This window comes from Commensalibacter papalotli (ex Botero et al. 2024) (genome assembly GCF_947179115.1).
Taxonomy (GTDB): Bacteria; Pseudomonadota; Alphaproteobacteria; order Acetobacterales; family Acetobacteraceae; genus Commensalibacter; species Commensalibacter papalotli.
This window is the reverse complement of the sequence record NZ_CAMXCI010000001.1, coordinates 477,523-502,922: the sequence shown is the minus strand read 5'-3', so window position 1 is coordinate 502,922 and position 25,400 is coordinate 477,523. Positions and strand designations below refer to the sequence as shown.

Annotated in this window: 21 protein-coding genes and 1 tRNA gene; 16 read left to right on the top strand and 6 right to left on the bottom strand. The window is 35.1% G+C overall.

Going from position 1 to position 25,400, the window contains the following annotated elements:
- The first annotated feature begins 16 nt into the window (after window positions 1–16).
- The 9 genes from nuoN (at window position 17) to QMN76_RS10985 (ending at window position 11,870) form a co-directional block, all read left to right on the top strand.
- Window positions 17–1,441, top strand: coding sequence for an NADH-quinone oxidoreductase subunit NuoN (gene nuoN / locus QMN76_RS02300; RefSeq protein WP_282065669.1), 1,425 nt, complete (start codon window positions 17–19; stop codon window positions 1,439–1,441).
- 14 nt (window positions 1,442–1,455) lie between these two features.
- On the top strand, window positions 1,456–2,217 hold the full coding sequence (locus tag QMN76_RS02295) for a biotin--[acetyl-CoA-carboxylase] ligase (RefSeq protein WP_051461818.1): 762 nt from the start codon (window positions 1,456–1,458) through the stop codon (window positions 2,215–2,217).
- A gap of 2 nt (window positions 2,218–2,219) precedes the next feature.
- A complete protein-coding gene (locus tag QMN76_RS02290; RefSeq protein WP_034336792.1) occupies window positions 2,220–3,002 on the top strand; it encodes a type III pantothenate kinase in 783 nt (260 codons plus the stop codon).
- Between the two features lie 23 nt (window positions 3,003–3,025).
- Entirely contained in the window at window positions 3,026–4,672 is a 1,647-nt protein-coding gene (locus tag QMN76_RS02285; RefSeq protein WP_034336795.1) for a ribonuclease J, read from the top strand.
- 74 nt (window positions 4,673–4,746) lie between these two features.
- Window positions 4,747–6,069 carry a proline--tRNA ligase gene (proS, locus tag QMN76_RS02280; RefSeq protein ID WP_034336798.1) on the top strand — a complete coding sequence of 441 codons (1,323 nt, stop codon included), beginning with the start codon at window positions 4,747–4,749 and terminating at the stop codon, window positions 6,067–6,069.
- Between the two features lie 5 nt (window positions 6,070–6,074).
- Window positions 6,075–7,337 carry a lipoprotein-releasing ABC transporter permease subunit gene (locus tag QMN76_RS02275; protein ID WP_282022943.1) on the top strand — a complete coding sequence of 421 codons (1,263 nt, stop codon included), beginning with the start codon at window positions 6,075–6,077 and terminating at the stop codon, window positions 7,335–7,337.
- Window positions 7,330–8,025 (top strand): ABC transporter ATP-binding protein, encoded by a 696-nt coding sequence (locus QMN76_RS02270; RefSeq protein ID WP_282022944.1) that lies wholly within the window; start codon window positions 7,330–7,332, stop codon window positions 8,023–8,025. Before QMN76_RS02275 ends, QMN76_RS02270 begins: the two co-directional genes overlap by 8 nt.
- Window positions 8,026–8,044: 19 nt before the next feature.
- Complete coding sequence (gene dnaE / locus QMN76_RS02265) at window positions 8,045–11,476, top strand: DNA polymerase III subunit alpha (RefSeq protein ID WP_282022945.1); 3,432 nt, start codon at window positions 8,045–8,047, stop codon at window positions 11,474–11,476.
- 154 nt (window positions 11,477–11,630) lie between these two features.
- Window positions 11,631–11,870, top strand: a complete 240-nt coding sequence (locus tag QMN76_RS10985) for a DUF805 domain-containing protein (protein WP_408869456.1) — start codon at window positions 11,631–11,633, stop codon at window positions 11,868–11,870.
- A 234-nt stretch (window positions 11,871–12,104) separates the two neighbouring features.
- Here QMN76_RS10985 and QMN76_RS02260 read toward each other — a convergent pair whose 3' ends face one another.
- Complete coding sequence (locus tag QMN76_RS02260; protein WP_282022946.1) at window positions 12,105–12,704, bottom strand: cysteine hydrolase family protein; 600 nt, start codon at window positions 12,702–12,704, stop codon at window positions 12,105–12,107.
- A 123-nt stretch (window positions 12,705–12,827) separates the two neighbouring features.
- Here QMN76_RS02260 and panB point away from each other — a divergent pair, with 123 nt between their 5' ends.
- Window positions 12,828–13,649: a 3-methyl-2-oxobutanoate hydroxymethyltransferase gene (gene panB / locus QMN76_RS02255; RefSeq protein WP_034336811.1), complete on the top strand. Its 822-nt coding sequence runs from the start codon at window positions 12,828–12,830 to the stop codon at window positions 13,647–13,649.
- A gap of 125 nt (window positions 13,650–13,774) precedes the next feature.
- Here panB and QMN76_RS02250 read toward each other — a convergent pair whose 3' ends face one another.
- The 3 genes from QMN76_RS02250 to htpG form a co-directional block, all read right to left on the bottom strand.
- A complete protein-coding gene (locus QMN76_RS02250) occupies window positions 13,775–15,388 on the bottom strand; it encodes a glycosyltransferase family protein (protein WP_282065667.1) in 1,614 nt (537 codons plus the stop codon).
- A gap of 74 nt (window positions 15,389–15,462) precedes the next feature.
- Complete coding sequence (gene pncA / locus QMN76_RS02245; protein WP_282022949.1) at window positions 15,463–16,134, bottom strand: bifunctional nicotinamidase/pyrazinamidase; 672 nt, start codon at window positions 16,132–16,134, stop codon at window positions 15,463–15,465.
- 1,357 nt (window positions 16,135–17,491) lie between these two features.
- Window positions 17,492–19,342 carry a molecular chaperone HtpG gene (gene htpG / locus QMN76_RS02240; protein ID WP_282022950.1) on the bottom strand — a complete coding sequence of 617 codons (1,851 nt, stop codon included), beginning with the start codon at window positions 19,340–19,342 and terminating at the stop codon, window positions 17,492–17,494.
- Window positions 19,343–19,429: 87 nt separating this feature from the next.
- Between htpG and QMN76_RS02235 the strand changes: the two genes are divergently transcribed.
- Together QMN76_RS02235 and QMN76_RS02230 are read left to right on the top strand one after the other, a co-directional pair.
- Window positions 19,430–19,855 (top strand): CoA-binding protein, encoded by a 426-nt coding sequence (locus QMN76_RS02235; protein WP_282022951.1) that lies wholly within the window; start codon window positions 19,430–19,432, stop codon window positions 19,853–19,855.
- Window positions 19,856–19,996: 141 nt separating this feature from the next.
- Window positions 19,997–20,593: a hypothetical protein gene (locus tag QMN76_RS02230; RefSeq protein WP_282022952.1), complete on the top strand. Its 597-nt coding sequence runs from the start codon at window positions 19,997–19,999 to the stop codon at window positions 20,591–20,593.
- Window positions 20,594–20,712: 119 nt separating this feature from the next.
- On the opposite strand, the gene QMN76_RS02225 is transcribed toward QMN76_RS02230, so the two are convergent.
- A complete protein-coding gene (locus tag QMN76_RS02225) occupies window positions 20,713–21,585 on the bottom strand; it encodes an N-formylglutamate amidohydrolase (RefSeq protein ID WP_282022954.1) in 873 nt (290 codons plus the stop codon).
- Between the two features lie 147 nt (window positions 21,586–21,732).
- On the opposite strand from QMN76_RS02225, the gene QMN76_RS02220 reads away from it, so the two are divergent.
- Window positions 21,733–21,807 (top strand) — tRNA-Val (locus tag QMN76_RS02220).
- Window positions 21,808–21,892: 85 nt separating this feature from the next.
- Window positions 21,893–22,687 (top strand): tetratricopeptide repeat protein, encoded by a 795-nt coding sequence (locus QMN76_RS02215; RefSeq protein WP_282022955.1) that lies wholly within the window; start codon window positions 21,893–21,895, stop codon window positions 22,685–22,687.
- Window positions 22,688–22,690: 3 nt separating this feature from the next.
- Here the strand turns inward: QMN76_RS02215 and QMN76_RS02210 are convergent, their stop codons facing one another.
- On the bottom strand, window positions 22,691–23,230 hold the full coding sequence (locus tag QMN76_RS02210) for a cytochrome b (RefSeq protein ID WP_034336820.1): 540 nt from the start codon (window positions 23,228–23,230) through the stop codon (window positions 22,691–22,693).
- 95 nt (window positions 23,231–23,325) lie between these two features.
- Between QMN76_RS02210 and QMN76_RS02205 the strand changes: the two genes are divergently transcribed.
- Together QMN76_RS02205 and QMN76_RS02200 are read left to right on the top strand one after the other, a co-directional pair.
- Window positions 23,326–23,934: a fumarylacetoacetate hydrolase family protein gene (locus tag QMN76_RS02205; RefSeq protein ID WP_282022957.1), complete on the top strand. Its 609-nt coding sequence runs from the start codon at window positions 23,326–23,328 to the stop codon at window positions 23,932–23,934.
- 442 nt (window positions 23,935–24,376) lie between these two features.
- Complete coding sequence (locus QMN76_RS02200; protein ID WP_282022959.1) at window positions 24,377–25,372, top strand: lytic murein transglycosylase; 996 nt, start codon at window positions 24,377–24,379, stop codon at window positions 25,370–25,372.
- Window positions 25,373–25,400: the final 28 nt, after the last annotated feature.

The following is a 25,400-nucleotide window of genomic DNA, read 5'->3' as shown; positions in this document are numbered from 1 at the left end:
AGTCAGGATTAATCCGATGAATTGGACACTTGCTATTCCAGAGATTGTTTTATCAATCAGCGGTCTTATTATTCTTTTATGGGGTTCATTTGAGAAGAAAGGAAATGCTTTCTTCCCTTGTGCGATTCTTTCGATTGCTGCTTTTGTTGCAGTTGGTTTCTTAACATTAACTGTTCAAAATGGCTTGGGATATCATGGATTATTTATCAATGATGAATTCTCTCGCTATATGAAGCTTTTAATTATTATATCAGGCTTTTTATGTATTATTTTATCTATTGATTTTAATGGAAAAAATAATACTAATTGTTTTGAATTTATTGCCCTAATTGTTTTCTCAACAGTGGGTGCAATGATTATGGTGTCATCTAATAATTTGATGACATTGTATATGGGGCTTGAGTTATCATCTTTGGCTTTATATATTTTATGTGCCATTGATCGCCAAAGTGTATTTTCAGCTGAATCTGGAATTAAATATTTTATTCTAGGATCTGTTGCTTCTGGAATTTTGCTATATGGAATTTCCATGATTTATGGTTTTTCTGGTGGCATGGGATATGAAAATATTCACCATATTATTGCTTCAGATCATGCTTTATCAGCTGGGTTTGCTATTGGTTTAGTTTTTGTATTGGTTGGATTGTGTTTTAAGATTTCAGCCGTTCCATTTCACATGTGGACACCTGATGTTTATCAAGGTGCACCAACACCTGTGACAACATTTTTGTCAACAGCACCAAAATTCGCCGCTTTTGCATTATTCTTACGTTTAATGGTAGGTCCTTTTGGAGCATTATCTCCACAATGGCAATTATTAATTGAAGTGATTGCTGTTTTATCTATTATTATTGGTAGTGTTGGAGCAATTGCTCAAACGAACATTAAACGGATGATGGCATATTCTTCTATTTCACATATGGGATATGCTTTGGTTGGGTTGGCTGCGGCAACACCCGATGGTGTGATGGGAACATTAATTTATTTAACAACATATTTATTTATGAATATTGGCACATTTGCTGTGATTGCTGCGATGTCTCGCAGGGGACATGTTGTTGAAAATATTAATGATTTAGCAGGTTTGGGTAAGACAGATCCAGGTATAGCAACAGCAATGGCTATTTTTATGTTTAGTATGGCTGGTGTGCCACCATTAGCTGGTTTTTTTGGTAAATTCTTAGTGTTTAAAGCTGCTTTAGCTGCAGATCTATATGTTTTAACTATTATTGGTCTGTTAGCTAGTGCTGTGGGTGCATTTTTCTATTTAAGAATTATAAAAATCATGTTTTTTGATAAAGCTGCCGAGCCTTTGGACAAACGTTCTTTATCTTTATCTTTTATCTCATTTAGTATGGGTACCATAACAGTAATATTTTTACTCTTTTTGTCACCAATGTTAGAAATGGGACAAATTGCAGCGCGGTCTTTATTTCATTGATGTTGTAGGGTAAGGTGGATAGTAGCATTATCTGGCAGGTAGAACATTATCATACTTTGCCTTCAACAAATGATTATTGTATCGAACAAGCCAAATTGAGAAAAAAACTCAATTTGGCTGTGTTGACAGATTTCCAGACGGCTCCTAGAGGAAGTCGTGGACGTGGATGGGTTGAGCCGACTGGAAATTTGGCATTATCTTTTTTATATTGGCCTTCATTTTCTATTGAACAAGTGAGTTGGGTGCCTTTTATAGCATCTTTGGCTTTATACGATGCAGTGGACGAATTATGTGGTTCTTCTGCTGACTTATATATTAAATGGCCTAATGATTTAGTTTACCAAAATAAAAAAATAGCGGGTATACTCATTGAAAGTTATGTCCAATATCCCGATATTTTGGAATGGTTAGTGTTTGGATTTGGATTGAATATTCATTCAGCACCCGTGATTGAAGGTAAAGAGCTTGGTTGTTTAAAGGATTTTTTTAATAAAGATCTTCCTCAAGCAACCGAAGTTTCTGAGAAAGTAAGAGAGTATTTAACTTATTGGATTATATGTTTAATAAAGGGAAAACAAGCTTTTATTCGAGAATCCTGGTTACAAAGAAGTTTGCCTTTGGACACATCATTAATTGTCAATCAAGGAAATAATTCTTATAAGGGTAAATATAAAGGAATAGATAATAGAGGTTTTTTGTTATTACAAACTCAAACTGCCATTGAAAGTTTTTCAGCTGGTGAGTTGCTTTGTTTGGGTCAAAGTAGGGATAAGTAAAATTGCTTTTGGTGATTGATGTTGGTAATACAAATATTGTATTTGCAGTTCATGATGGGAATAAATGGTTAGGAACGTGGCGTTTTGCGACAATGGCTAATCGAACGTCAGATGAATATGCAGCTACATTATTCTTTTTAATGTCAAAACATAACATTCCTGCAGATAAAATTACTCGTGCAATTATCGGAACCGTTGTTCCACCTGTTTTATATCAATTGCTTTTATTATGTCGGAAATGGTTTTTGGTTGATCCTATTGTGGCATCTTCGTCTTTGGATTGGGGGTTTGAAATCAGAACAGATAACCCCAAAGAAGTTGGTGTTGATCGTTTATTAAATGGATTGGCTGCACATCAATTATATGGTGGTCCGTTGGTTGTTGTGGATTTGGGAACAGCAACAACGTTTGATGTTGTAGATCAAGATGGAAATTATTGTGGAGGGGTTATCTCACCAGGATTAACCCTGTCTTTGGAGGCACTTCATAGTGCAGCGGCAAGATTGCCCAGAATTGGTATAGGTAGACCTCAATCTGTGATAGGAAAAGAAACGATTGGTGCGATGAGGTCTGGTATTTACTGGGGATATATTGGGCTCATTGAAGGCATTATAGAGCGTATAAAAAAAGAATTTTTAGTATCTGAAATTACAGTTGTTGGTACAGGGGGCTTGGCACCGTTACTTGCTGAAGGAACCCCTGTTTTTAAAGAAATTAATTCGGAATTAACATTGGAAGGGTTAAGAATCCTTGCAGATAAGAATTCATCAGGAAACAAAATATAAATATAGAATTATAAAGGATAGATATGAATGAACAAGTAAACGATTTTGCTTTTCTTCCATTAGGTGGAACGGGTGAGATTGGTATGAATTTTAACCTTTATCGTTTAAACGGTAAATGGTTGGCCATTGATTGTGGAATTGGCTTTACTGGTAATGACATGCCAGAAGCAGATATTATGGTTCCAGATCCAGAATTTATCGCACGTCAAAAAGATGATTTGTTGGCATTGGTCATTACGCATGCTCATGAAGATCATATTGGTGCTGTTGCATATCTGTGGCCAGATCTGGAGTGCCCTGTTTATGCAACCAAGTTTGCAGCGTCGATTTTAAGGCGTAAATTACGTGAAGCAGGAATGTTGGAAGATGTGACAATTCGTCTTATTAAAATGGAAGATCGTTTTAATATTGGTGAATTTGATTTGGAATTTATTCCTGTTACGCATTCTATTCCAGAAGCACAAAGTGTTTTTATTCGTACCCCTTATGGTAATGTGTTACATACGGGGGATTGGAAACTTGATCCTGAACCTGTGATTGGAAACGTTACTAATTTAGAAAAATTCGCTGAATTAGGGCGTGAGGGTGTTTTAGCAATGGTATGTGACAGTACCAATGTTATTGTCAAACGTGCTCCAGAATCAGAGGCTCAAGTTCGACGTAGTTTGATTGATTTAATAGGCAGTATTAAGGGCAGGGTAGCTGTTACTTGTTTTGCAAGTAATGTTTCTCGTGTCGAAAGTATTGCTTATGCTGCTAAAAAAGCAAATCGCCCTGTTGTAATTATTGGTCGTTCTTTAAAAAACCTTGAGGTTGCTGCCAGAGAAAATGGATATCTTGCTGATATTCCTCCATTTTTTACTGAACAAAATATGAATGATGTTGATCTTGATCATGTCATTTTTATTGTTACAGGCAGTCAAGGTGAGGAACGTTCTGCGTTAACGCGTATTTCTTTTGATGTACATCAACATATTGCTTTTGGATCTGGAGATACCGTTATTTATAGTAGCCGTACTATTCCAGGAAACGAGCTGGCTATTATGCGTGTTCAAGATAATCTTGCACGTCGTGGTGCCAAAGTGATTACGTCACGCGATCATTTTGTTCATGCTTCTGGACATGCTTGTTATGAAGAAGTATGTGAACTCTATAAGCTGGTAAAGCCTACTTATGGAATACCTGTGCACGGGGAGTGGATTCATCTGAATGGACAGGCTAATGTTGCCAAAGAATATGGTGCCGAGCCGATTTTATTAGAAGATGGTGATATTTTACGTTTAGGGCCAGGGAAACCAAAAATTATAGGTGGTGCACCTTATGGACGTTTGGTTATTGATGGCAGCCGTTTGTTATCTATAGGTGGGGATGTTCTTACTGCAAGGCGACGGATGTTATATAATGGCGTTGTCGTTGCCAGTTTCGCTGTGAATATGAATGGTGAGTTGTTGAGTGACCCTAATATCAGTGCCCCAGGGTTATTTGATCAATATGACGAAGAATTCGATGATGTTATTGATGAATTTGGGGAGGCTATAGAACGTTTACCTCAAAAAATCCGTTTAAATGACGATGAATTAACCGAAAGTGCCAAAGTTATCCTACGCCGTATTTTAGGACGTCGATTAAAAAAGAAACCTTTGGTAGAGATTCATTTATTACGTCTTTAACTTTTTAATAGAATCCCATTATAATGGGATTCTTTTTTATGCTCTATATCCCTTAGTTCAGGATTGATTAATCTATGCGTTTATCCTCAAGTTTTCTTCCAACATTAAAAGAAGTTCCAGCAGAAGCTCAAATTGCCTCTCATCGTTTGATGCTCAGAACAGGAATGGTTCGCCAAATGTCTTCGGGTATTTATGCCTGGTTACCAGCTGGCTTACGTGTATTAAATAAAATAGCCGATATTGTTCGTGCGGAACAAGATGCTATTAATGCTCAAGAAGTGTTAATGCCAACCTTGCAATCAGCAGATCTGTGGAAGCGTTCTGGACGTTATGACGCATATGGACCTGAAATGTTGCGTATTGTTGATCGCCATAAACGTGATTTGCTATATGGACCAACAAACGAGGAAATGATTACAGATATTTTTGATCAATTTGTAACATCATATAAGGGGTTGCCAGCTTTATTATATCAAATTCAGTGGAAATTCAGAGACGAAATTCGCCCTCGTTTTGGGGTTATGCGTGGTCGTGAATTCTATATGAAAGATGGTTACAGCTTTGATGCAGATTACGACAGTGCTGTTGTAACCTATCATAAAATGATGTTGGCTTATCTACGTACATTCCAACGGATTGGTGTCAAAGCTATTCCAATGTTGGCGGATACAGGCCCTATTGGTGGGGATCTTAGTCATGAGTTTATTATTTTAGCCCCTACGGGTGAAAGTGGTATTTTCTTTGATTCTGCATTTGCAGAACAAAATTGGTTGGAAATGCCAGTCGATATTGAAGATAAAAACTCTCTTGCTTCATTCTTTACCCGTATGACCAGCTTTTATGCAGCTACTGATGAAAAACATGATGAAGCTGAGTGGGAAAAAGTCCCTCAGGAAAGAAAATGTGAAGGACGCGGAATTGAAGTTGGCCAAATTTTCTATTTTGGCACCAAATATACTGAGTCAATGGATGTTTCTGTAGCTGGCCCAGACAGTAAAAAACTTTATCCGCATATGGGATCATACGGTATTGGGGTTTCTCGTCTAGTTGGGGCAATTATAGAATCTTCACACGATGATAATGGAATTATTTGGCCTGATAATGTTGCCCCTTTTAAAGCGGTGATTATTAATTTGGGTATGAAAGATCAAGCCTGTAAAGATGTGTGTGAGTCATTGTATCAAACAGATCCAGATAATTTTCTTTATGATGATCGTGATGAACGTGCTGGTGCAAAATTTGCGGATGCAGACTTAATGGGACATCCTTGGCAAATTATTGTAGGGCCTCGTGGAGTTGCACAGAATATTGTCGAGATTAAACGTAGAAAGACAGGAATGCGTGCTGAGGTTCCTGTGGATCAGATTATGGAATATATGGCTTCTCATCAGGATTAATAAATATGTTTGGTTCTTTTGAAAGAATGGTGGCAAAACGTTACTTGCGAGCTCGCAAAGGGGAACGCTTTGTCTCTGTGATTGCTATTTTTTCCTTGATCGGAATTGCTCTTGGAGTTGGTACATTAATTGTCGTTATGGCGGTGATGAACGGCTTTAAAGATGATTTATTGGGTCGCATTTTGGGGTTGAATGGGGATCTGAGTGTCTATGGACAAATGTCCTATAATGGCCCTCAGCCTATTACTGATTATGATCGTTTGGCTTCACGTATGGAAAAAATCCCTGGTGTTAAAGTAGCTATTCCTTTTACAGAGGGCCAAGTTTTATTAAGTGCTGGTAATTATAATTCTGGGGGCATGGTGCGCGGCATGAGTGCCGAAGGGTTGAAAAAATTAACAGTAGTCAGTAAAAGCCTGACTCCAGAATCTTTTGAGCGTTTCAAAGGGGATGATGCGATTGTTATTGGAAAAACCTTGGCAGATCGCGCAGGTCTTGGAATTGGCTCCAAAGTAACTTTAATTTCTCCACAAGGTTCTGCAACCGTAATGGGGAATATTCCTCGTATCAAAGCATATACAGTGGTGGGGATTTTTGATTCTGGAATGCATGAATATAATTCAAGTTATGTATTCTTGCCCATTTCGGCAGCGCAAAAATTCTTTCAAATCAAAGATGGTGTAATAGGAATACAGATATCGACGACAGACCCCGCAAAAGTTCAAAAAACCACGCAGGCGTTGATTTCAGAGTTCAGAGAAGAAAATTTACGCTTTCTGGATTGGACACAAAGCAATAATGCCTTTTTTGGAGCCGTTCAAGTTGAACAAAATGTAATGTTCTTGATTTTAACTTTAATTATTTTAGTGGCGGCTTTTAACGTAATTTCCTCTTTGATTATGATGGTCAAAGATAAAACTCGTGATATTGCAATCTTACGGACAATGGGGGCATCTCGTGGAGCAATTATGCGTATTTTCTTGATGTGTGGCGCTTCTGTTGGGGTGACAGGCACCTTTGCAGGAACGATAATTGGCATATTATTTTGTAAGAATATTGAGCATATCCGTCAAGGGTTGCAAAAACTAACGGGAACTAATTTATTTAATCCAGAGGTATATTATCTGGAACATTTGCCTGCTAAACTTGATTGGGCAGATGTCATTCAAATTGTTTTAATGGCGTTGGCTTTATCTTTGCTTGCGACCTTATATCCATCTTGGAAAGCCGCACGTACCGATCCAGTAGAAGGATTGCGTAATGAATAATCCAACTCAAGCAGTCTTAGAACTTAAAGATGTTCATGTTTCCTATAAGAGCGGAGACGAACAGCTTGAGGTTTTAAAAGGTGCAGATTTCACTTTATACCCAGGTGAGATTGTGGCTTTGGTAGCTCCTTCTGGAGCAGGCAAGTCAACCTTGTTGCATGTTGCTGGTTTATTGGAAAAACCAAGTAAGGGTGAGATTATTATTAACGAGCAAAATACAGCCAAGCTGAGCGAAAGAGAACGCACCGTATTAAGGTTAAGATCAGTTGGTTTTGTTTATCAGTTTCATCATTTACTGCCAGAATTTACAGCTTTAGAAAATGTAATCATGCCACAGATGATTGACAAGAAATCAAAAGCGATAGCTTCTAAAAAAGCCAAAGAATGGCTGGAAAAATTTGATTTAGGCCACCGTGTTAACCATCAACCAGGAAAATTATCTGGTGGTGAAAAGCAACGCGTAGCAATTGCAAGAGCTTTGGCGAATTCTCCTTATATTTTATTAGCGGATGAGCCAACTGGTAATTTAGATGAAAAAACATCAGATCATGTGTTTGGTTTGTTATTACAAGCTGTCAGGCAGGAAGGGTTGGCGGCTCTGATTGTAACCCATAATAATGAACTTGCGTCTAGGATGGATCGTGTCATGACGTTACACGAAGGAAAGATCGTTCCTTTTACTCTCTAATTGAAATTAAAATATAGTAATGACCCTAGCTCCTTTTATTCATTTACGTAACCATTCTGCTTATTCTCTTAGTCAAGGGGCCATTCGAGTACCAAAGATGGTAGAGCTGGCAAAGAAAATGAATATGCCAGCTATTGCCATTACGGATACAGGAAATTTATTTGGAGCTTTGGAATTTTCTAAATATTGTGTTGATGGCGGAATTCAACCCATTATAGGATCACAAATCGGAATTCCTGCTATTGGCGAAAACACAGAATATGCCCGTAGTTGGCCAATTGTGTTATTGGCTCAAAATGAAACAGGATTGCTCAATTTACAATTTTTATCATCAGAAGGATTCTTAAAAGGGGATCCTGCTGATCCTGCTGTTGCAGTAGAGACAATATGTGAACATTCAGAAGGACTTATTTTACTGAGTGGTGGAACAAGAGGCCCTATCTTTAAACTGCTTTCAGAAGGTCAGGAAAAACATGCGTCAGATTTAATTGAGCAACTTGCCAAGGCATTTCCTGATCGTCTCGTGATAGAGTTGAACCGTTTGGGTCTAACAGAAGAAAAAGCCATTGAACCAGGTATTATTGGACTTGCTGATCGTTTCGGGTTGCCCTTAGTGGCAACGAATGAATGTTTTTTCCCCACACCTGATTTATATGAAGCGCATGATGCATTGATCTGTATTGCTCAGGGCTGTACCGTTGATATGCAAGATCGATGGAAAGTTACTCCAGAAAACTGGTTTAAACCGCCTGAAATGATGTGTGAACTTTTTGCTGATTTACCAGAGGCTTGTTCAAATACTATAGAGATTGCTAAACGGTGTGCGGTTAAGATTGAAACACGAAAGCCGATGCTGCCTCATAGTCGTAAGATTAAAGAGGGCACAACAGCAGATGAAACTTTACAGCAAATGGCTCAGGCTGGTTTGGATGAGCGTTTAAAAACCTATTCTGATTTAACCGAAGAGAAGCGAAAGGAATATCAACACCGTTTGGAATATGAAATTTCCGTTATTCAAAAAATGGGATTTCCAGGATATTTTTTAATTGTTGCTGATTTTATTCAATGGGCCAAAGAAAATAATATTCCAGTGGGGCCAGGTCGTGGTTCAGGTGCAGGATCATTGGTGGCGTGGGCGTTAACTATTACGGATTTAGACCCTTTACAATTTAATTTATTGTTTGAACGTTTCTTAAATCCTGAGCGTATTTCGATGCCTGACTTTGATATTGATTTTTGTCAGGATCGACGTGATGAGGTCATTGAATATGTCCGTCATGCTTATGGACTTAATCAAGTTGCGCAAATTATTACCTTTGGTAAATTACAGGCCAGAGCAGCCGTGCGTGATGTTGGACGTGTCCTTGGGTTACCTTTTGGGATGGTGAATAAGGTTGCAGAGCTGATCCCTAATAATCCTGCCAAACCAACGACTTTGGGACAGGCGATAGATGGTGAACCTCGCTTGCAAGAAATGCGCGATAGTGATGAAAATATCAGACGTTTGATGGAGGTGGCTTTACAATTGGAAGGTTTATACCGTCACGCTGGAACCCATGCTGCTGGGGTAGTGATTGGAGATAGACCTTTGGTAGAGTTGGTACCGCTCTATCGAGATCCGCGTAGCGATATGTTGGTTACCCAATATAATATGAAGTTCGTTGAGCAAGTTGGGCTGGTGAAGTTTGACTTTCTGGGCTTGACGACGCTTACGATCTTACAGCGTGCTGTAAATATGTTGGAAAAGCTGGGTCAACATATTGATCTTGCTTCTATTCCTTTGAATGATAAGCCAACGTATGAAATGTTGAGCCGTGGTGAATCTGGCGGGGTGTTCCAGTTCGAAGGTGCTGGCATGCGAGATGTATTGCGTCAAATGCAGCCCACACGAATTGAGGATTTAATTGCGGCGGTGGCCTTATATCGTCCTGGTCCTATGGCGAATATTCCTGATTATTGCCGCAGAAAACATGGAGAGGCGTGGGAGCCACCGCATGAGCAAATCCGTGATATTCTTGAAGAGACCTATGGAATTATGGTCTATCAGGAACAGGTAATGCAGATTGCTCAAAAAATGGCGAAATATAGCCTAGGCGCTGCTGATTTATTACGCCGTGCGATGGGTAAAAAAATTCGCTCTGAAATGGATCAACAACGTGAGATCTTTACCAAAGGTGCGATTGAGAACGGGGTTGATGAAAAAAAAGCTATAGAAGTTTTTGATTTAATGGCACGCTTTGCTGATTATGGATTTAACAAATCTCATGCGGCGGCTTATGCGTTGGTCTCTTATCAAACAGCATGGATGAAGGCTAATTACCCAGTAGCTTTTTTTGCAGCGTGTATGTCTTTGGCAATCGAAAAGACTGATAAGCTGGCAATTTTAAGGCAAGAAGCCAAGCGAATTAATATTCCTGTTTTACCTCCTGATATAAATAAATCGGGCGCAGATTTTGAGATCGAAAAGCAGGAAGATGGGACTTATGCTATTCGTTACGCTTTCGCTGCGATTAAGAGGGCTGGTTTTTCCGCAATGCAAGGCATTGCAGAGGCTAGAGGAGGGCAACCCTTCAAAGATTTACTTGATTTTGCCGAGCGTATCGATTGTCAAAATTTAAATAAAGGGCAATTGGAAAATCTGGCTAAAGCAGGGGCATTTGATTCCATTGAGCCCAATCGACATAAAGTATTCGCTGCTGCTGAAGTGATTTTACGTAGAGCACACGCCCGTAAAGATGAAAAGGCCAGTGGTCAAATTGGTTTATTTCAAATGGGGGATATAAAGACTGTCGAGCCTTTGAAGTTACCTTCTGTGTTTGAATGGCCGGAAATAGAGCGCCTAACGATGGAAGCCGAAGCTATTGGGTATCATATGACGGCTCATCCTTTGGATTCATTTAGAGCGTTATTGGATAAAATGGCTATTCAGCCTATGACGCATCTACAACAGCTGGCTCGTTCTGGGAGTACGCGTATTCGGTTGGCGGGATGTATTTTAAACACTAAAGTGCGCCCTACCAAAAAAGGAACAAAAATGGCTTGGGTGGGTCTATCTGACAAGAGTGGAGCCTGTGAAGTAACGTTTTTTTCCGAAACGCTTAATCGATCCAGAGATTTGTTGGTGACAGGAAAAATGGTTATTGTTACCGTAGATTTACGTATGGATGAAGAAAATTTACGTATTACAGCGCAACATGTTGAAGACCTAGAAGATGCGATTACAGGTTTAGTCAAAGAAATTAAAATATGGATCAAAGATTTAGATTCAGTTAAAAAAATATCAAATATTTTAGCCAATACACAAAAGGGTAGAGGAAAAGTAGTTTTAGTTCCTCAATGTGGCAATCAACAAGAGGTCGAGGTAATTTTACCTGAATATTATAATGTATCCCCCATCCTTGCACAGCATATCAAAGTAATACAAGGGGTCGAAAAAGTAGAACAATATTAGCTTTATTTTGATATTATTTAAAAGGGTTCAAATAAAAAAAATGTTCTATATCAAGAATATATTTAATGAGTATTATAATACTTTATCCAGATGGAAAGATTATAAAAGTAGAAGCCCAAGAAGAGAGTGTTGGATTTTTAATTGTATTAACATAGTGTGTTATTTTGTTTTGCTTCAACTTAGAGATACTATTACTCAACAGAATGTATTCAATATTTTTATGGGAATAACATACATATATGTTTTATTTATTCTTATTCCTAGTATTCCTCTTGTAATAAGAAGGTTGCATGATTTAGGATTTTCAGGGAAATGGTATTTTTTATATCTATTTGCTTATATTGTTGACGATTTTTTTCTAGATGATGGTATCTATGAAGATTTGTTTTCATAATCTACAGATTTCACATACCGTATAATTTTATTGTTTGTTATCCTTATTATATATTCAATATTTATAATAATCTTTATAGCTACTTTTTTCTGCCCAGGAAACCAAGGGAGAAATAAATACGGTTCTGCATTATCTGCATTATCAAAAAATAATTAATATACATCATGTATCGTAAGTCTTGTGTTTGAAGTTTGCTGTTAAATTAAAGCAATTCGCGACAAACTTCATTGATATTTATCCGATTGTTTTCAACCACTCTTTGTGATTAATAACATGAGAAAAGAGGGTCAAGTCTTTTTCTAAAGCCATATTGTGTTCTTCCATGCTCAAAGTAGCACAACAGTCGTTTAAGGTAGTAACATCATAGCCCTTTTCATAGGCAGTACGTACTGTTGATTCAACACAACAATTTGTCAGAAAGCCACAAATCGCCAATGATTTAATATTCAACTGACGTAAAATAAAATCCAGATTTGTGCTGTAAAATGCATCTAAGCCGCGTTTACCTTCGAGTATAATTTCATGAGATAATGGTTTAACATTATCTATAATTTCTGCACCCCAACTGCCTTGACGAAATGCTTTGGCAGAAATTACATTTTGTAATACGCCATAAGTTGGTTTTCTGAGCTCTCGATAATTATCAGAGAAACTAATGGGCGAATAAATAACCGTAATGCCCTTTTCACGTGCGGCTTTTAACGCCGCTTGACTGTTTGCCAGCATATTCGTCTGATGCATACAATCTTTTACTCCGTTATGTAAAGCACCGTTTACGGAGGTAAAATCATGTTGATATTCGATTAAAATCAAAGCAGTTTGAGAAGCCATCATAAGAAAATGCCTTTTAAATTGATGAATGAGTAATTTACATTCTATTTTGATAATGCTTAATATATTAGTTCAATTTAATTTAAAACTTTATTTCACTTAAAAGATAGAAGAAAAGCTAATTCTATGACTAATACACCTATAAAACGTTTGACTGTTCCTAATATCATAACAAAAAAAGGTAAAGAACCGATTGTCTCTTTGACGGCTTATACAACACCAGTGGCTCAATTAATGGACGAGCATGTAGATCTGATCTTGGTTGGTGATTCTTTGGGAATGGTGATTTACGGGTTGGATACAACATTGTCAGTGACAACAGAGATGATGATTGCTCATGGTCAAGCTGTGATGAGAGGAACGCAACGGGCTTGTGTAATGGTGGATTTGCCCTTTGCTTCATATCAAGAAAGCCCCCAACAAGCATTTCGGACAGCTTCTCGTATTTTACAAGAAACAGGTGCAGCGGCTGTTAAATTAGAGGGCGGAGAAGAAATGGCCGAAACGGTGGAATTCCTAACCAAAAGAAATATTCCAGTTTGTGGTCATGTTGGCTTAATGCCTCAGGCTGTGCAGATGATGGGGGGATTTAAAGTAGCTGGAAAAAACGATGAGAGTGTGCAAAAAGTTATTCGTGACAGCCATGCTATCGCCAAGGCTGGGGCTTTTGCAATCGTATTAGAAGGGGTTGTTGAACCAGTAGCCCAAACCATTACACAACAAATTGCTATTCCAACTATTGGGATTGGTGCTTCGCCTGCTTGTGATGGGCAAGTCTTGGTTTGTGATGATATTTTTGGTGTATTCCAAGGTTTCAAACCCAAATTTGTTAAACGTTATGCTCAAGTTGGACAAACGATGACAGAAGCTGTTCAACAATATGCACAGGAAGTTCGTTCAAGAGCATTTCCGACGATGGAATATTGTTTTCAACCGAACAAAGGCTAATTACCAATTACGATGATCTGAAATCGGATCATCGTATTAATTTAATTTCTTAGTATTTTCATTTTTAAATATTACTGATTTTATCTTTTAGAGTAATATATATTGAAAATGTTAAAATTGTATATTTATACTTTCAATAACATTTTGTTATCAGATCTTTTTAATTTTATTAAGCTCATAATTCCAATTAAAAATAAAATAAAACCCATATAATATTGTTGTCTTTCTTGTGATATGGATATGGTATGGTCGCCTTTATGAAGATATATTCCTAACCGTCCATCTTTTGTATAGATGGTTGGAATATTTTTATTATTTATAATTATCTTTATAAAATTATAATAAATTAATGGTAAAGAAACGATACTATCTTGTAGAACAACAACTTTATATTCTGGAAATCCATTGCGTATTTGTGATGATTTGATAGTATAATTAACGTTTTGATTATCATTACTAAAAATATTTTTTGAAGTATCAAAATCATGGTAATAACCATTATGTTGAGTATGATTGTTCAGGTAATCATGATATAAGTAACTGTTATTATAGTCGTTTATTACATAATGACGATGTGAATATGCTTTCATATATGGGTAATAGTTGCACAGCAATGATAGTATAATTATTAGAGGGCAAATAATTAATCTATTTCTTTTTAAAATTATGGGGGATAGCCATAATGAAAATAAGCATATAATTGTTGAAAATAAACGCCATGGATATTGCATGATATTAAACAAAATGAATTTGTCTGGAAAAACCCACCAAGGAAATAAAAATGTTGTTAAAAAAATAATAGTCACGATGAAGATTATTTTTTTCTTACTACATATATTGTTTTTAAAAAAAGAAATAATGAGTAAACAATTACCAATAATACCAATGCTAAATATCGTATTTTGATATGGGTTAATATTAAAGATCACCAATGGCAGCTTTGCGACTGATTTGTATATTTGAGTGTAGCTGTCTGTTTGTGAAGACATTACAATATACTGTCCAGATAAATTATATAATAGTGGTACAAAATAAATTGCTGATATGGCAATAGTTATCAGTAAGCTTTTTAATAAAAATATTATATTTTCTTTTTTGATGAATGTTTGAAAATAAAATAAAAAATAAAAGAATGACATAATTATAATACAAATAGTCGTAGGAATATTTGTTATGCAAATTAATGATGCCATTAAAGGGATTAAATAACGATCTTGTTGATCAGTTCTAAAGGAATCAAGTCCTCTAATATATAATATAATAAAGCCAAATGACGTATATTCGGCAATAGCAAAACGTGTAAAAATAGCTGTTAGATAGTAGGCCGAGCTTAATAATAAAGCAGCACAAAATAATCCAACCCAATAAGATTTGTACTGTCTATAGCCAGCATAAAATGCACACATAAAATTCACTAGGCTAATTAATAGCCATATAAATTTAAAATGAGCAATATTGTTTTCTCCATAACAAACAAGATATGATAATAAAAAATAGATATTAGTTAAGGGAGGATAAAAAGCTTGCCAAGAGTATCCGTAACCATTATTCCAAAAGTCAAATAATGGTAAAAACTGACTATGTTTTACTTCATCATGTAAAGATATCATGCGCGACGTGTGAGCAACCCAATCAAGTCCAGTAAATAAACCTGGTAAAAATATATTGACAATAATTAATAGAAAAGGCAGTAAACAAAAGAAAATAAGAAGTAAGTTTATATGATTTTTTTTTGACATTATAATAATATTTTCAGGTTATAGGAATATGTTTCTATAATATAGATAGTTATTATATGGCAATATTTATTGTATTAATAAAGTGAGTTCACGGTTATCTTGTCACTGAGAATATACTTTGTTCCTATAGCTAGGAGTATTTTTTTTTGATATTCGGTGCTGGAGATTTGATTGGAAAGCATCAAATTTACAGGCTTGGTTGCATCGCTAATAATATAACTTTCAAACCCAGCGTTAACAGCATCCATTGCAGAATACGCAACGCAAAAATCTTCTGCTAATCCAGCAAAGAAAATGCGTTTGATACCGATTTTTTGTAACCAGTTGATTAGTCCAGTCGATGTTTTGCAATCATTTTCATAAAAGGCTGAATAGCTATCAATATCTTGACGCCATCCTTTACGAAAAATCTTTTGAAAACAGTCTTGTTTTAATTCAGAGGATAATTCTGCGCCCTTTGTATTTTGTACAGCATGAGCAGGCCATAAAGTTTGTTTGCCATAAGGCAATTCAATTGCATCATATGGTTTTGCGCCAGGATGATTACATGCAAAAGAAATATGATCTTTGGGATGCCAATCTTGAGTGGCAAAAGAACGCTGAAAACGGTGGGATAAAAGATGATTAATGACAGGAATAATTTGATCCCCATCTTTAACCCCTAATGCCCCACCAGGCAAAAAATCATTTTGCACATCAATTACAGCCAATATATCTGTTTCTTGATTAATGTGTAATTTCATCATGGATTGTGTAAAAGATTTTTTTTATTAAATAACATAAACAAATAACTCCAAAGATTGAAGAAAAACTAATTGTAAAAAGTGTTTTTTATAAGAAACAATTAATGTATGTTCTCCTTTTGTTAAGTAAACTCCAACACTGCCATCCTTCATATATATTGTTGGAAGATCAACGTGATTAGATATAATTTTAACTGAATTACTAATTACCTTAATAAAATAATTTGGAAAACCGTTAATAATACTATTAGATTTAATTGTATAATCTTTATTTTTGTTCTTGTCTGAAGACAAGAGGCAAGCGTTATTAATCTGATGTGTATTAATAATGTTTTTGTTAAGATAGTCATTATAGATTACGTTAGAGTATTCTTGATTGATAGATAAATTTCTATAATGTAAAGAACTAATTATATCTGGTTCATTAATGATTAAAGAAATAAATATTGGTCAAAGAATAATAAAAAATTTGTCAAGAATGTCCAATTTGATGTTAATTTTAATAATCAAATAAGGATTAAAATTGACCGTATCATCCCCAAAGAAAATAGCAGGCTAATATATAATTATTATTGCTATAAAAGGTGGTAATAGGCAGGATAGTATAAAATAATTCTTATTATTTAAATATTTGATTATAATTTTATTTTCATTGCAAGTATAATATATCTTGATTGATTTTTTATTAATAATTGTTATCTAAGTATATGAGAATTCAATCTTGCATTTTATTTTTTCAAATGAAATTTCGCATATTAATAGGCTGTTTGAAGGTTCTCTTAACTGATTAGGTTATAATTTTAAGTAATTTTTGCTTTATGGGTTAAAGTAAATAAAAGTATTGCCTTTATAAGAAAAAAGATAATAATTTTTATTTTCAATTACTGCTTGATTCTTATTATCTTTTAATTCTTTAGTAAGGTCAGCAATTCCTTCGTAACCTTCCATATAGGTGTTATGAAAAGTGTGAGATAGCTTTGGTGTAGCTAAACGAAGTCTTTCATTAATTAAAGATAATGGAAGCGCATTTGTGGCAATGAGATATTTATTGTTTTTAATTGTAGGTTGTGATTAATATTATAACTAATTCGATTTATAACCATAAATATGATATGCCAATAAAGACGCGTATATTATTACTTTCAGGTGTAATAAGAATGCTAGGTCTTGCTGAGTTTAGTAATAAAAGTAAGAATGCAGTTCCAGTAATTAATAAATATCAAGTTATATACTTATTTTATTTAAAAATTTATTTATTATTATGTTCAATTATCATGATAAAAATATTTATTTATCATGATAATTGAAAAATACAATATGAAATATCTATATTTAACTAAATTATCGCTTTGTAAAAATTTTATTTCCCCGTTAATACAGTTGCAATACGGCGTGCAAACAAGGTTGGATCAATTGGCATTTCGCCATCTTGAACACGAGCAAGATCAAGTAAAATGCTTGCTTCTTCGCTAATATCCTTACCATCTTTTGCTTTTAATACCAAAGATTTAATCCAAGGGTGATTTGGATTAAGCTCTAACACAGGAGAAGCAGAAGGCATCGTTTTATCATTGCGACGCATAAGGCGTTGCATTTGCAAGTCTGGTCCACCAGCAGAAGCAGCCAAAATTACAGGACTATCAACCAAGCGTTGTGTTGTACGGACTTCACTGACTTTATCGGTTAAAACCTCTTTTAAAGATTTTAAAAGATTCTCTTCTTCTTCGTTGTTAACATACTCTACATCACCCATTAACTTTTCAAGGTCTTCTTTGGCTTGAGTTATACTGCGCAGAGGTTTATCACTAAATTTACCCACACGATCAGGCCAAAAAGCATCAACGGCATCGGTGAAGAGCAATACTTCAATACCTTGTGCTTTAAATCCTTCAAGTTGAGGGGAAGATGAAAGAATTTCTTTAGAATCTCCAGCTAAGAAATAAATTGCTTCCTGGCCATCTTTCATCCGTGAAACATAATCTGGCAGGGTGGTTAAACCTTCCTCGGTAGAAGAGTAAAATCTGGAAAGTTTAAGAATACTTTCTGAATGTTCTCCATTTTCCCATAAACCTTCTTTGAGGATTGCACCGAACAGATTCCAGAATGTTCCGTATTTTTCTTTATCTTCAGAAAGTTTTTGTAATTCAGAAATAACTCGGTTGGTCAAAGCTTTACGAATACGAGCCAACACAGGGGTATTTTGTAACATTTCACGAGAAACGTTTAAAGGCAAGTCTTCTGTATCCACAATCCCTTGGATAAAACGTAACCAAGCAGGTAACATTTCAGCTTCGTCAGTAATGAACATACGACGTACATGAAGGCGAACTTTACTTTTTCTTTCTTGATCCACAGGAGCAAAAGGAGAAATCATTCCTGGAATAAAAAGGAGTGAAGTGAACTCAAATACACCTTCAGCATGCCATAACAGAGTTGCCAAGGGTTTATCGAATAAATGGGTAATATGACGGTAAAAATCATCCATTTGTTCGTCGGTGATTTCACTGCGGGGTTTGCGCCATAAAGCGGTACCTTCGTTGGCGTTTCTTTCTTCTTCTTCGCCTTGTTTAATAACGATTGGCCATGCAATATGATCCGCCCATTTGCGAATAATATTTTCCAAGCGCATGCTTTCTAAATATTCATCAGCATCGCTTTTAATATGTAAAATAATAGTTGTGCCCGCGGTATCACGGGTTGCTTGGGTTAAAGTATACTGACCTTTACCTTCAGAAACCCAACTCCATGCTTCATCAGTACCCGCACGACGAGAAATGACTTCAACTTTGTCAGCCACCATGAATGCAGAATAAAAACCAACACCAAATTGACCAATTAAATTAGGACGGTCTTCTGGTTTTGCATCTTTTAATTCTTTTTCAAAAGCTCTGGTTCCAGAACGTGCAATAGTACCAAGGTTTTGCATGATTTCTTCTTTGCTCATGCCAATACCATCATCGCTGATGGTTAAAAGGCGTGCATCCTTGTCAATGTTTATGCGTAGTTGGGGCGTTGCAGGTAGGGCACATGCTTCATTGGTAAGTGCTTCAAAACGTCTTCTGTCTGTAGCATCGGCAGAGTTGGCAATGAGCTCACGTAGAAAAATTTCTCTTTCTGAATAAAGAGCGTGAACCACTAAATCCATAAGGCGTTCAACTTCAGCACTAAACTGATGTTGTTCTTCTTTGTGATTTGATGTGTCAGTAGTCATGAAATAAATTTCCTATAATTTAATTATTTTTAAATTTTCATCTGTTATTATACAATAAATGGCTAATAAAAATAAAGAGGCAAAACAATGGCAAAAATTTTAACAGAACAATCAGACATTTTGAAAGCTTTATTAGCACTTAAAACGATTGCTTTGGTTGGCGCATCCAACAAGCCTGAGCGCCCTAGCTATGGAGTTATGAAAAAATTATTAGATTATGGATTTAAAGTTATCCCTGTAAATCCTGGTTTAGAAGGGCAACAAATACTAGAAAAAAAAGTTTTTGCAACTTTGTCTGATATTAATGTACCAATCGATATGGTAGAGGTCTTTCGCAATACAGATGCTGTTCCAGAAATTGTTGATGAGATGTTAACTTTAAAACTATTACCTAAACTTTTATGGACACAGCTGGGTATCGTTCATGAAGTTGCTGCTCAGCGTGCAGTAAGTGCAGGTGTCGATGTGGTGATGGATCGTTGTCCTGTGATTGAATTAGGGTTACATGGATAGTGCAAAATAAACAAAATATTAGTTTATATAATATGAGTTATACTGATACTAAGTAATAAATTCGTTTATAAAAGCATTTCTATAGATATGTGATTGTAACTTAATGACTAATTTATAACGAGATTTTTTATGATATTTATAATGTCTTTGATTGTTATTTTGCCATCAATTTTTATTTTTTTTGTCATTAGAAACAAGTTTCGAAATTTGGATATTTTTCTTTCTGCTTCGTTTTTTATGCTTTGTATTTATTATGGATCTTCAAACGATTTTTTTATCTTCTTTTTTGGTCTTTTCATTTTAATTTGTCTGCTTTTTGTATCTGTTGCCATTATTTTTAATCATTTTAAGGAAAATAAATCTGTTAGAAATCTCATAATATCGGTATTTCTTATAATTTGTGCCCCAGTGGCAGCGATCACTTCATCTAAACTTTATCCCTATTCGATATTTTATCAGTGGGTTTTATTTCATCCAATGCAGTTTGAAGAAGCAAAAGGACAAGAAGGTTTTTTATACGAAATTGACTCATGGGGTTTTGCAGGAATGGATTCTTCGCTTATGCTTGCGTCCAGCCAAAGTTATAATCTCAGCGTATCTGATGATTTAAAATTATGGAAAATGAAAAATAAAATTGTTTGCGATGTATCTCGTGTATATAAAGTATATCCAAATTTATATACAATATTCCCATATACCAACGCAGAGTGTTATAAAAAAGACGATATTTATAAATGATGATAAGGTTTTATGTTTATTAACATATTCTTCTCTATACCTTTAATCAAAGCTGTGTTCATCTGATATCGTGCTTATTCAAGTTGAATTATTATAAGCTAGTGCTGAAGATTTAATATTTAGTTATTGAAGATGGTTTTTTGTAAACATATCCATTTAATATACTCGATTAATATTGATTGTAATACTGTGAATCCTCCATGCATTTCAAAATCATCTTCGTTCATATATAGGCTTTTATTAATCTCAATTTGCATGGTATGGATATTTTGCTTGGGGTTACCATAATGGCGAGTAATATAACCTCCTGCATAAGGGGTGTTTTTACTAACTTTTAATCCGTGTTGAGTAAAGAATTTCTGACTGTTATTAATGAGTGTCGATGAGCATGTTTGTGCAAAGCCATCCCCTAAGACAATATCGGTATAATAGGGGCTTCGTTTAGGCATCGAAGGCATCGAGTGGATGTCTAAAAGAATACAGCCTCCATAATGATCACAACTGGTTTGAATAAATTGTTGAATTTGCTGATGGTAAGAAAACCAATAAGTCTCAATTCTTTGTTGGATTTTGGCAAATGATAAATAATATTTATAAATTGGTCTGCCCAAGGCACTGATTTTATGAACAGTGCCAAAGCCCCTTTTAACTTGATAGCTGTTTTGATTACACCAATCTGGCAAGGGATCCTTGAACATATCAGGGTCCAGCTCCCATGCTTCACGGTTTAAATCACAAAATATTCTCGGCAGAGTGGCTTGTAACAAAGTTACGCCAAGTTGAGGGAACTGATCGCATAAAAGATGAACATAGCTATCTTCACTTTTACGCAATTCCTCTATAGAGAGCCTACTTAAAGATAATAATTGTGTATCATATTGCATTCCAGAATGAGGAGAGCTCACTAGAATTGGATAAGGATGCATATTTTGTGGATATTGCATAATAAAGGGTGAGGAAAAGGAAGAATCTATAAGATCAAAAAGTGACATTGGCAATCCACATAAACAATATCCATAAAATATCTTTAAAATATTTCATTTTTTTCACTTTGACCACTTGCACTTTTAAAAGAACATCGTTATTAAACGTTTATCAGCTTTAAAAGAACATCGTTATTAAACGTTTATCAGCTAGATGGGTGTATAGCTCAGCGGGAGAGCACTACCTTGACATGGTAGGGGTCACAGGTTCAATCCCTGTTACACCCACCATCTAAGCTATAGTATAAAAATTTCCCATAAAATAGATAGAATTACCTGTTTTAATATGACAGTTACGTTTTTAGGGGCTCATTAAATGCTTCGATATAGATATTTTTTTGCTATTTTTGCCTCTTTGTCGTTTTATAATAATTTTGCTAGTGCAAAAACTGGTAATCCATTTTTAAATAATAATAATATTTATTTATCTCAAACATCCTCAAATGGAAATCCATATATAACTAATAATGTTAGTTTAGATACAATCAAATCTAAGGCCAATCATGGAGATGCAAATGCTCAGTTGACTTTAGGATTGTTATATAGTCTAGGAAAACGCGTACCTGTAGATCATAAAAAAGAACTATATTGGTACCAAAAAGCAGCTGATCAAGGAAATGCAAATGCTCAACTCATGCTGGCGTTATCTTATAAAGATGGAATTATTATTTCTCATAATGATAAAAAAGCTGCTTATTGGTTTCAAAAATCAGCAGATCAAGGACAACCTATAGCACAATTTGAACTTGGATTAATGTATTATGAAGGTAAAGGTATTCTTCAAAATTCTATTAAGGCAAAAGAATATTATCAAAAAGCGGCCAATCAAGGAAATGTTAATGCTTTGGTAAATTTGGGCACAATGTATGATATAGGACAAGGTATTCCTCAGGATTTTAAAAAAGCAAAAATTTACTTCGAAAAAGCAATAGATAAAGGAAGTGATTTGGCTAAAATTAAATTAGGTATTAAATACCAATCAGGAGAGGGTTTACCAAAAGATAATAAAAAAGCATTGAATTTACTTCAGCAAGGATGCAAAGCTTCTCCTAAGCTGTGTGATGTACAAACCCATTCCATAATTTCAAAATTAAAAGCTCAACAAAACTAAGTTTTATTTGAACATCATAGAGTTAAACACACTATCTTTGTCAATAAAACGATGTTTCAAAGCACTGGCAATATGCCCAATAACCATAACCCCTACTACCCAAGATAAATAAACATGTGTAGGTTTTAAAATAGCTTTTAATTCTGGATTTTTTTGTATGATGTCCGGTAAGTTAAACAAATATAAAACAGGTGCTTGATAACCTGCACTCCAGCTTAACAAACAACCAGTTATTGGCATCAATATCAATGCAAGATATAAGATAATATGCATGATGTGAGCTAATTTTTTCATGATTGGAGACATAGTATCAGGCAATTTAGGGGCGGGGTGGGTATAACGCCAAAAGATACGAATAAAAAACAAGAAAATAATAGTTGTAGCAATATTCTTATGTAATCCGATTAAGGTATGTTGCAGAGCATCTGTATTTGTATCGAAAATCAGATGGTTTGAATAAAAAGCAAGGCACCATACAAAAATAAATATTGCAGCCATCAACCAATGTAAGATTTTTGCAGTCAAAGTATAAGAATTATTCATGCGATCATTTTCAATAAATAAATTTGGGTAATTTAGATTTGTTTATATAATGAAAATTAAAAAGAGTAACGTCAATTTATGTAATGGAGATTAAAATGATTAATAATATTTACTGTATTGGCAGAAACTATTTTGAACATGCCGAAGAGTTGGGAAATAAGGTAGAAGCAGAGCCAATTATTTTCAGTAAACCAAACTCGTCGTTGGTAACCAATAATACTATTCAATTACCTGATTTTTCTGATGTTGTTCATTATGAAACAGAGTTAGTGATTAAGATTGTCAAGGAAGGGTTCCAGATTAAACAAGAAGATGCTGAATCCTATTATGATGAAATAGCCATTGGTTTGGATTTAACAGCTAGGGATTTGCAATCAAAGCTCAAAGAAAAGAAATTACCTTGGTTTTTATCCAAAGGATTTAAAGATTCTTGTTATGTTTCTTCTTTTGTGAATAAATTTAAGTTTAAAGAAAAAATTAGTTTTTCAATGAAATTAAATGGTGAAACAAGACAAGAAGGGTACACTCAAGATATGATATTTACCATTCCAGAAATTATTGCTTATTTGAGTCAGTTTATTATCTTAAAGCCTAATGATCTGATTTATACAGGCACGCCCAAAGGGGTTGGTCAATTAAATCATGGGGATCAGCTTGAACTTTTTATAGAATCTCAAAAAATGGCTAATTTAAAGGTTTTTTGATTTTATATTTCTTATTCCAAGCCATAAGGTATTCAAACCCGTTGGTAAGCTGTTAAATAGAAAATATGGCATCAATATATATTTTTTTAAGTGATGAAGATTGGAAAAAGCGTTATTCTTTTTTAATGAAAAGTTTTTCAACATACTCATTATACTCATTATACTCATTGTCAGAGATAAACGCGAACTCTTCACAATTAACCCAAGATTTTGCAATAGATACCAACGTTTTAAATTTATCTGTAAAAATCACTGATATAAGTTCATATATTTATTTTAGTTTCTTTTAGATAAAAAGAGATGTTTCATAAGGGGTGGTGAAGTATCAATTTTTTAATATTTATGGAATATATTATCTGTTTTCTTGCCTTGCTATGAATGAAGGATATGATTAATGTGATATTGATCGTTATTTTAAAATATCAAAGTGTAAGGGTGAAGCATGATAGAGCGTCGTAAATTTTTAATTGGTGCAGGAACAGCTGTTACAATTTCTGTAATATTGTCTGATTCATTATTAACCAAAGCGACTGCTCAGAGTACAGCGGGATATCAAGCTTTTTTAAAACAAATTCAACAACAAGCTGTGCAACAGGGTTTTGATGCATCTATTATGAAACGTGCTTTGGATTGGTCTGTTCCAAATGCCAAAGTTATTCAACTGGATCGCAAGCAACCTGAGTTTACGATGACTTGGGCTCAGTATTATGAAAAAGTCATTTCTCCAACCAAAATAAGTCAAGGCAAGGCATCTTATCAATCTTTACAAAACACCTTATCTCAAATTTGGAAACAGTATCGTGTTGACCCAAGAATAGTTCTGGGGATTTGGGGAATTGAATCTGCGTATGGAAAACATACAGGGAAATTTAACGTAATAGATTCCCTTGCGACTCTTGCTTATGAAGGCCGTAGAGCAAAATTCTTTAAATCAGAGTTGATGAAAGCTTTAAAGATTTTGGATAGTCGTGATATTGCTCCAGAAAAAATGTTAGGCAGTTATGCTGGGGCTATGGGACAACCTCAATTTATGCCCAGTGCATATTTACAATATGCGGTGGATTTTTCAGGAACAGGACAGCGCAATATTTGGACAAATGTGCCTGATGTATTGGCATCTATTGCAAATTATTTGGCAAAATGTGGATGGAAAGCATCTGAACCTTGGGGACAAGAAATCACTATTGACGGTAATTTATCTCAAGGACAAATTGGTCGTAAAAATATAAAAACATTAGCACAATGGCAAGCTTTGGGGGTTAGGCGCAGAGATGGTTCTAAATTCTCAACAAATTCTGTTCAAGGTGCTGTAATTAGACCAGATGGAGAAGGTGGGCAGGCCTTTATGGTTTATCACAATTTTAATGTGATACGCCGTTACAACCCCTCTGATTATTACGCTCTGGCTGTTGGATTGCTTGGGGATGCAGTTGGATAATAATTAAAGTTGTTTTTTCATAAAGAGA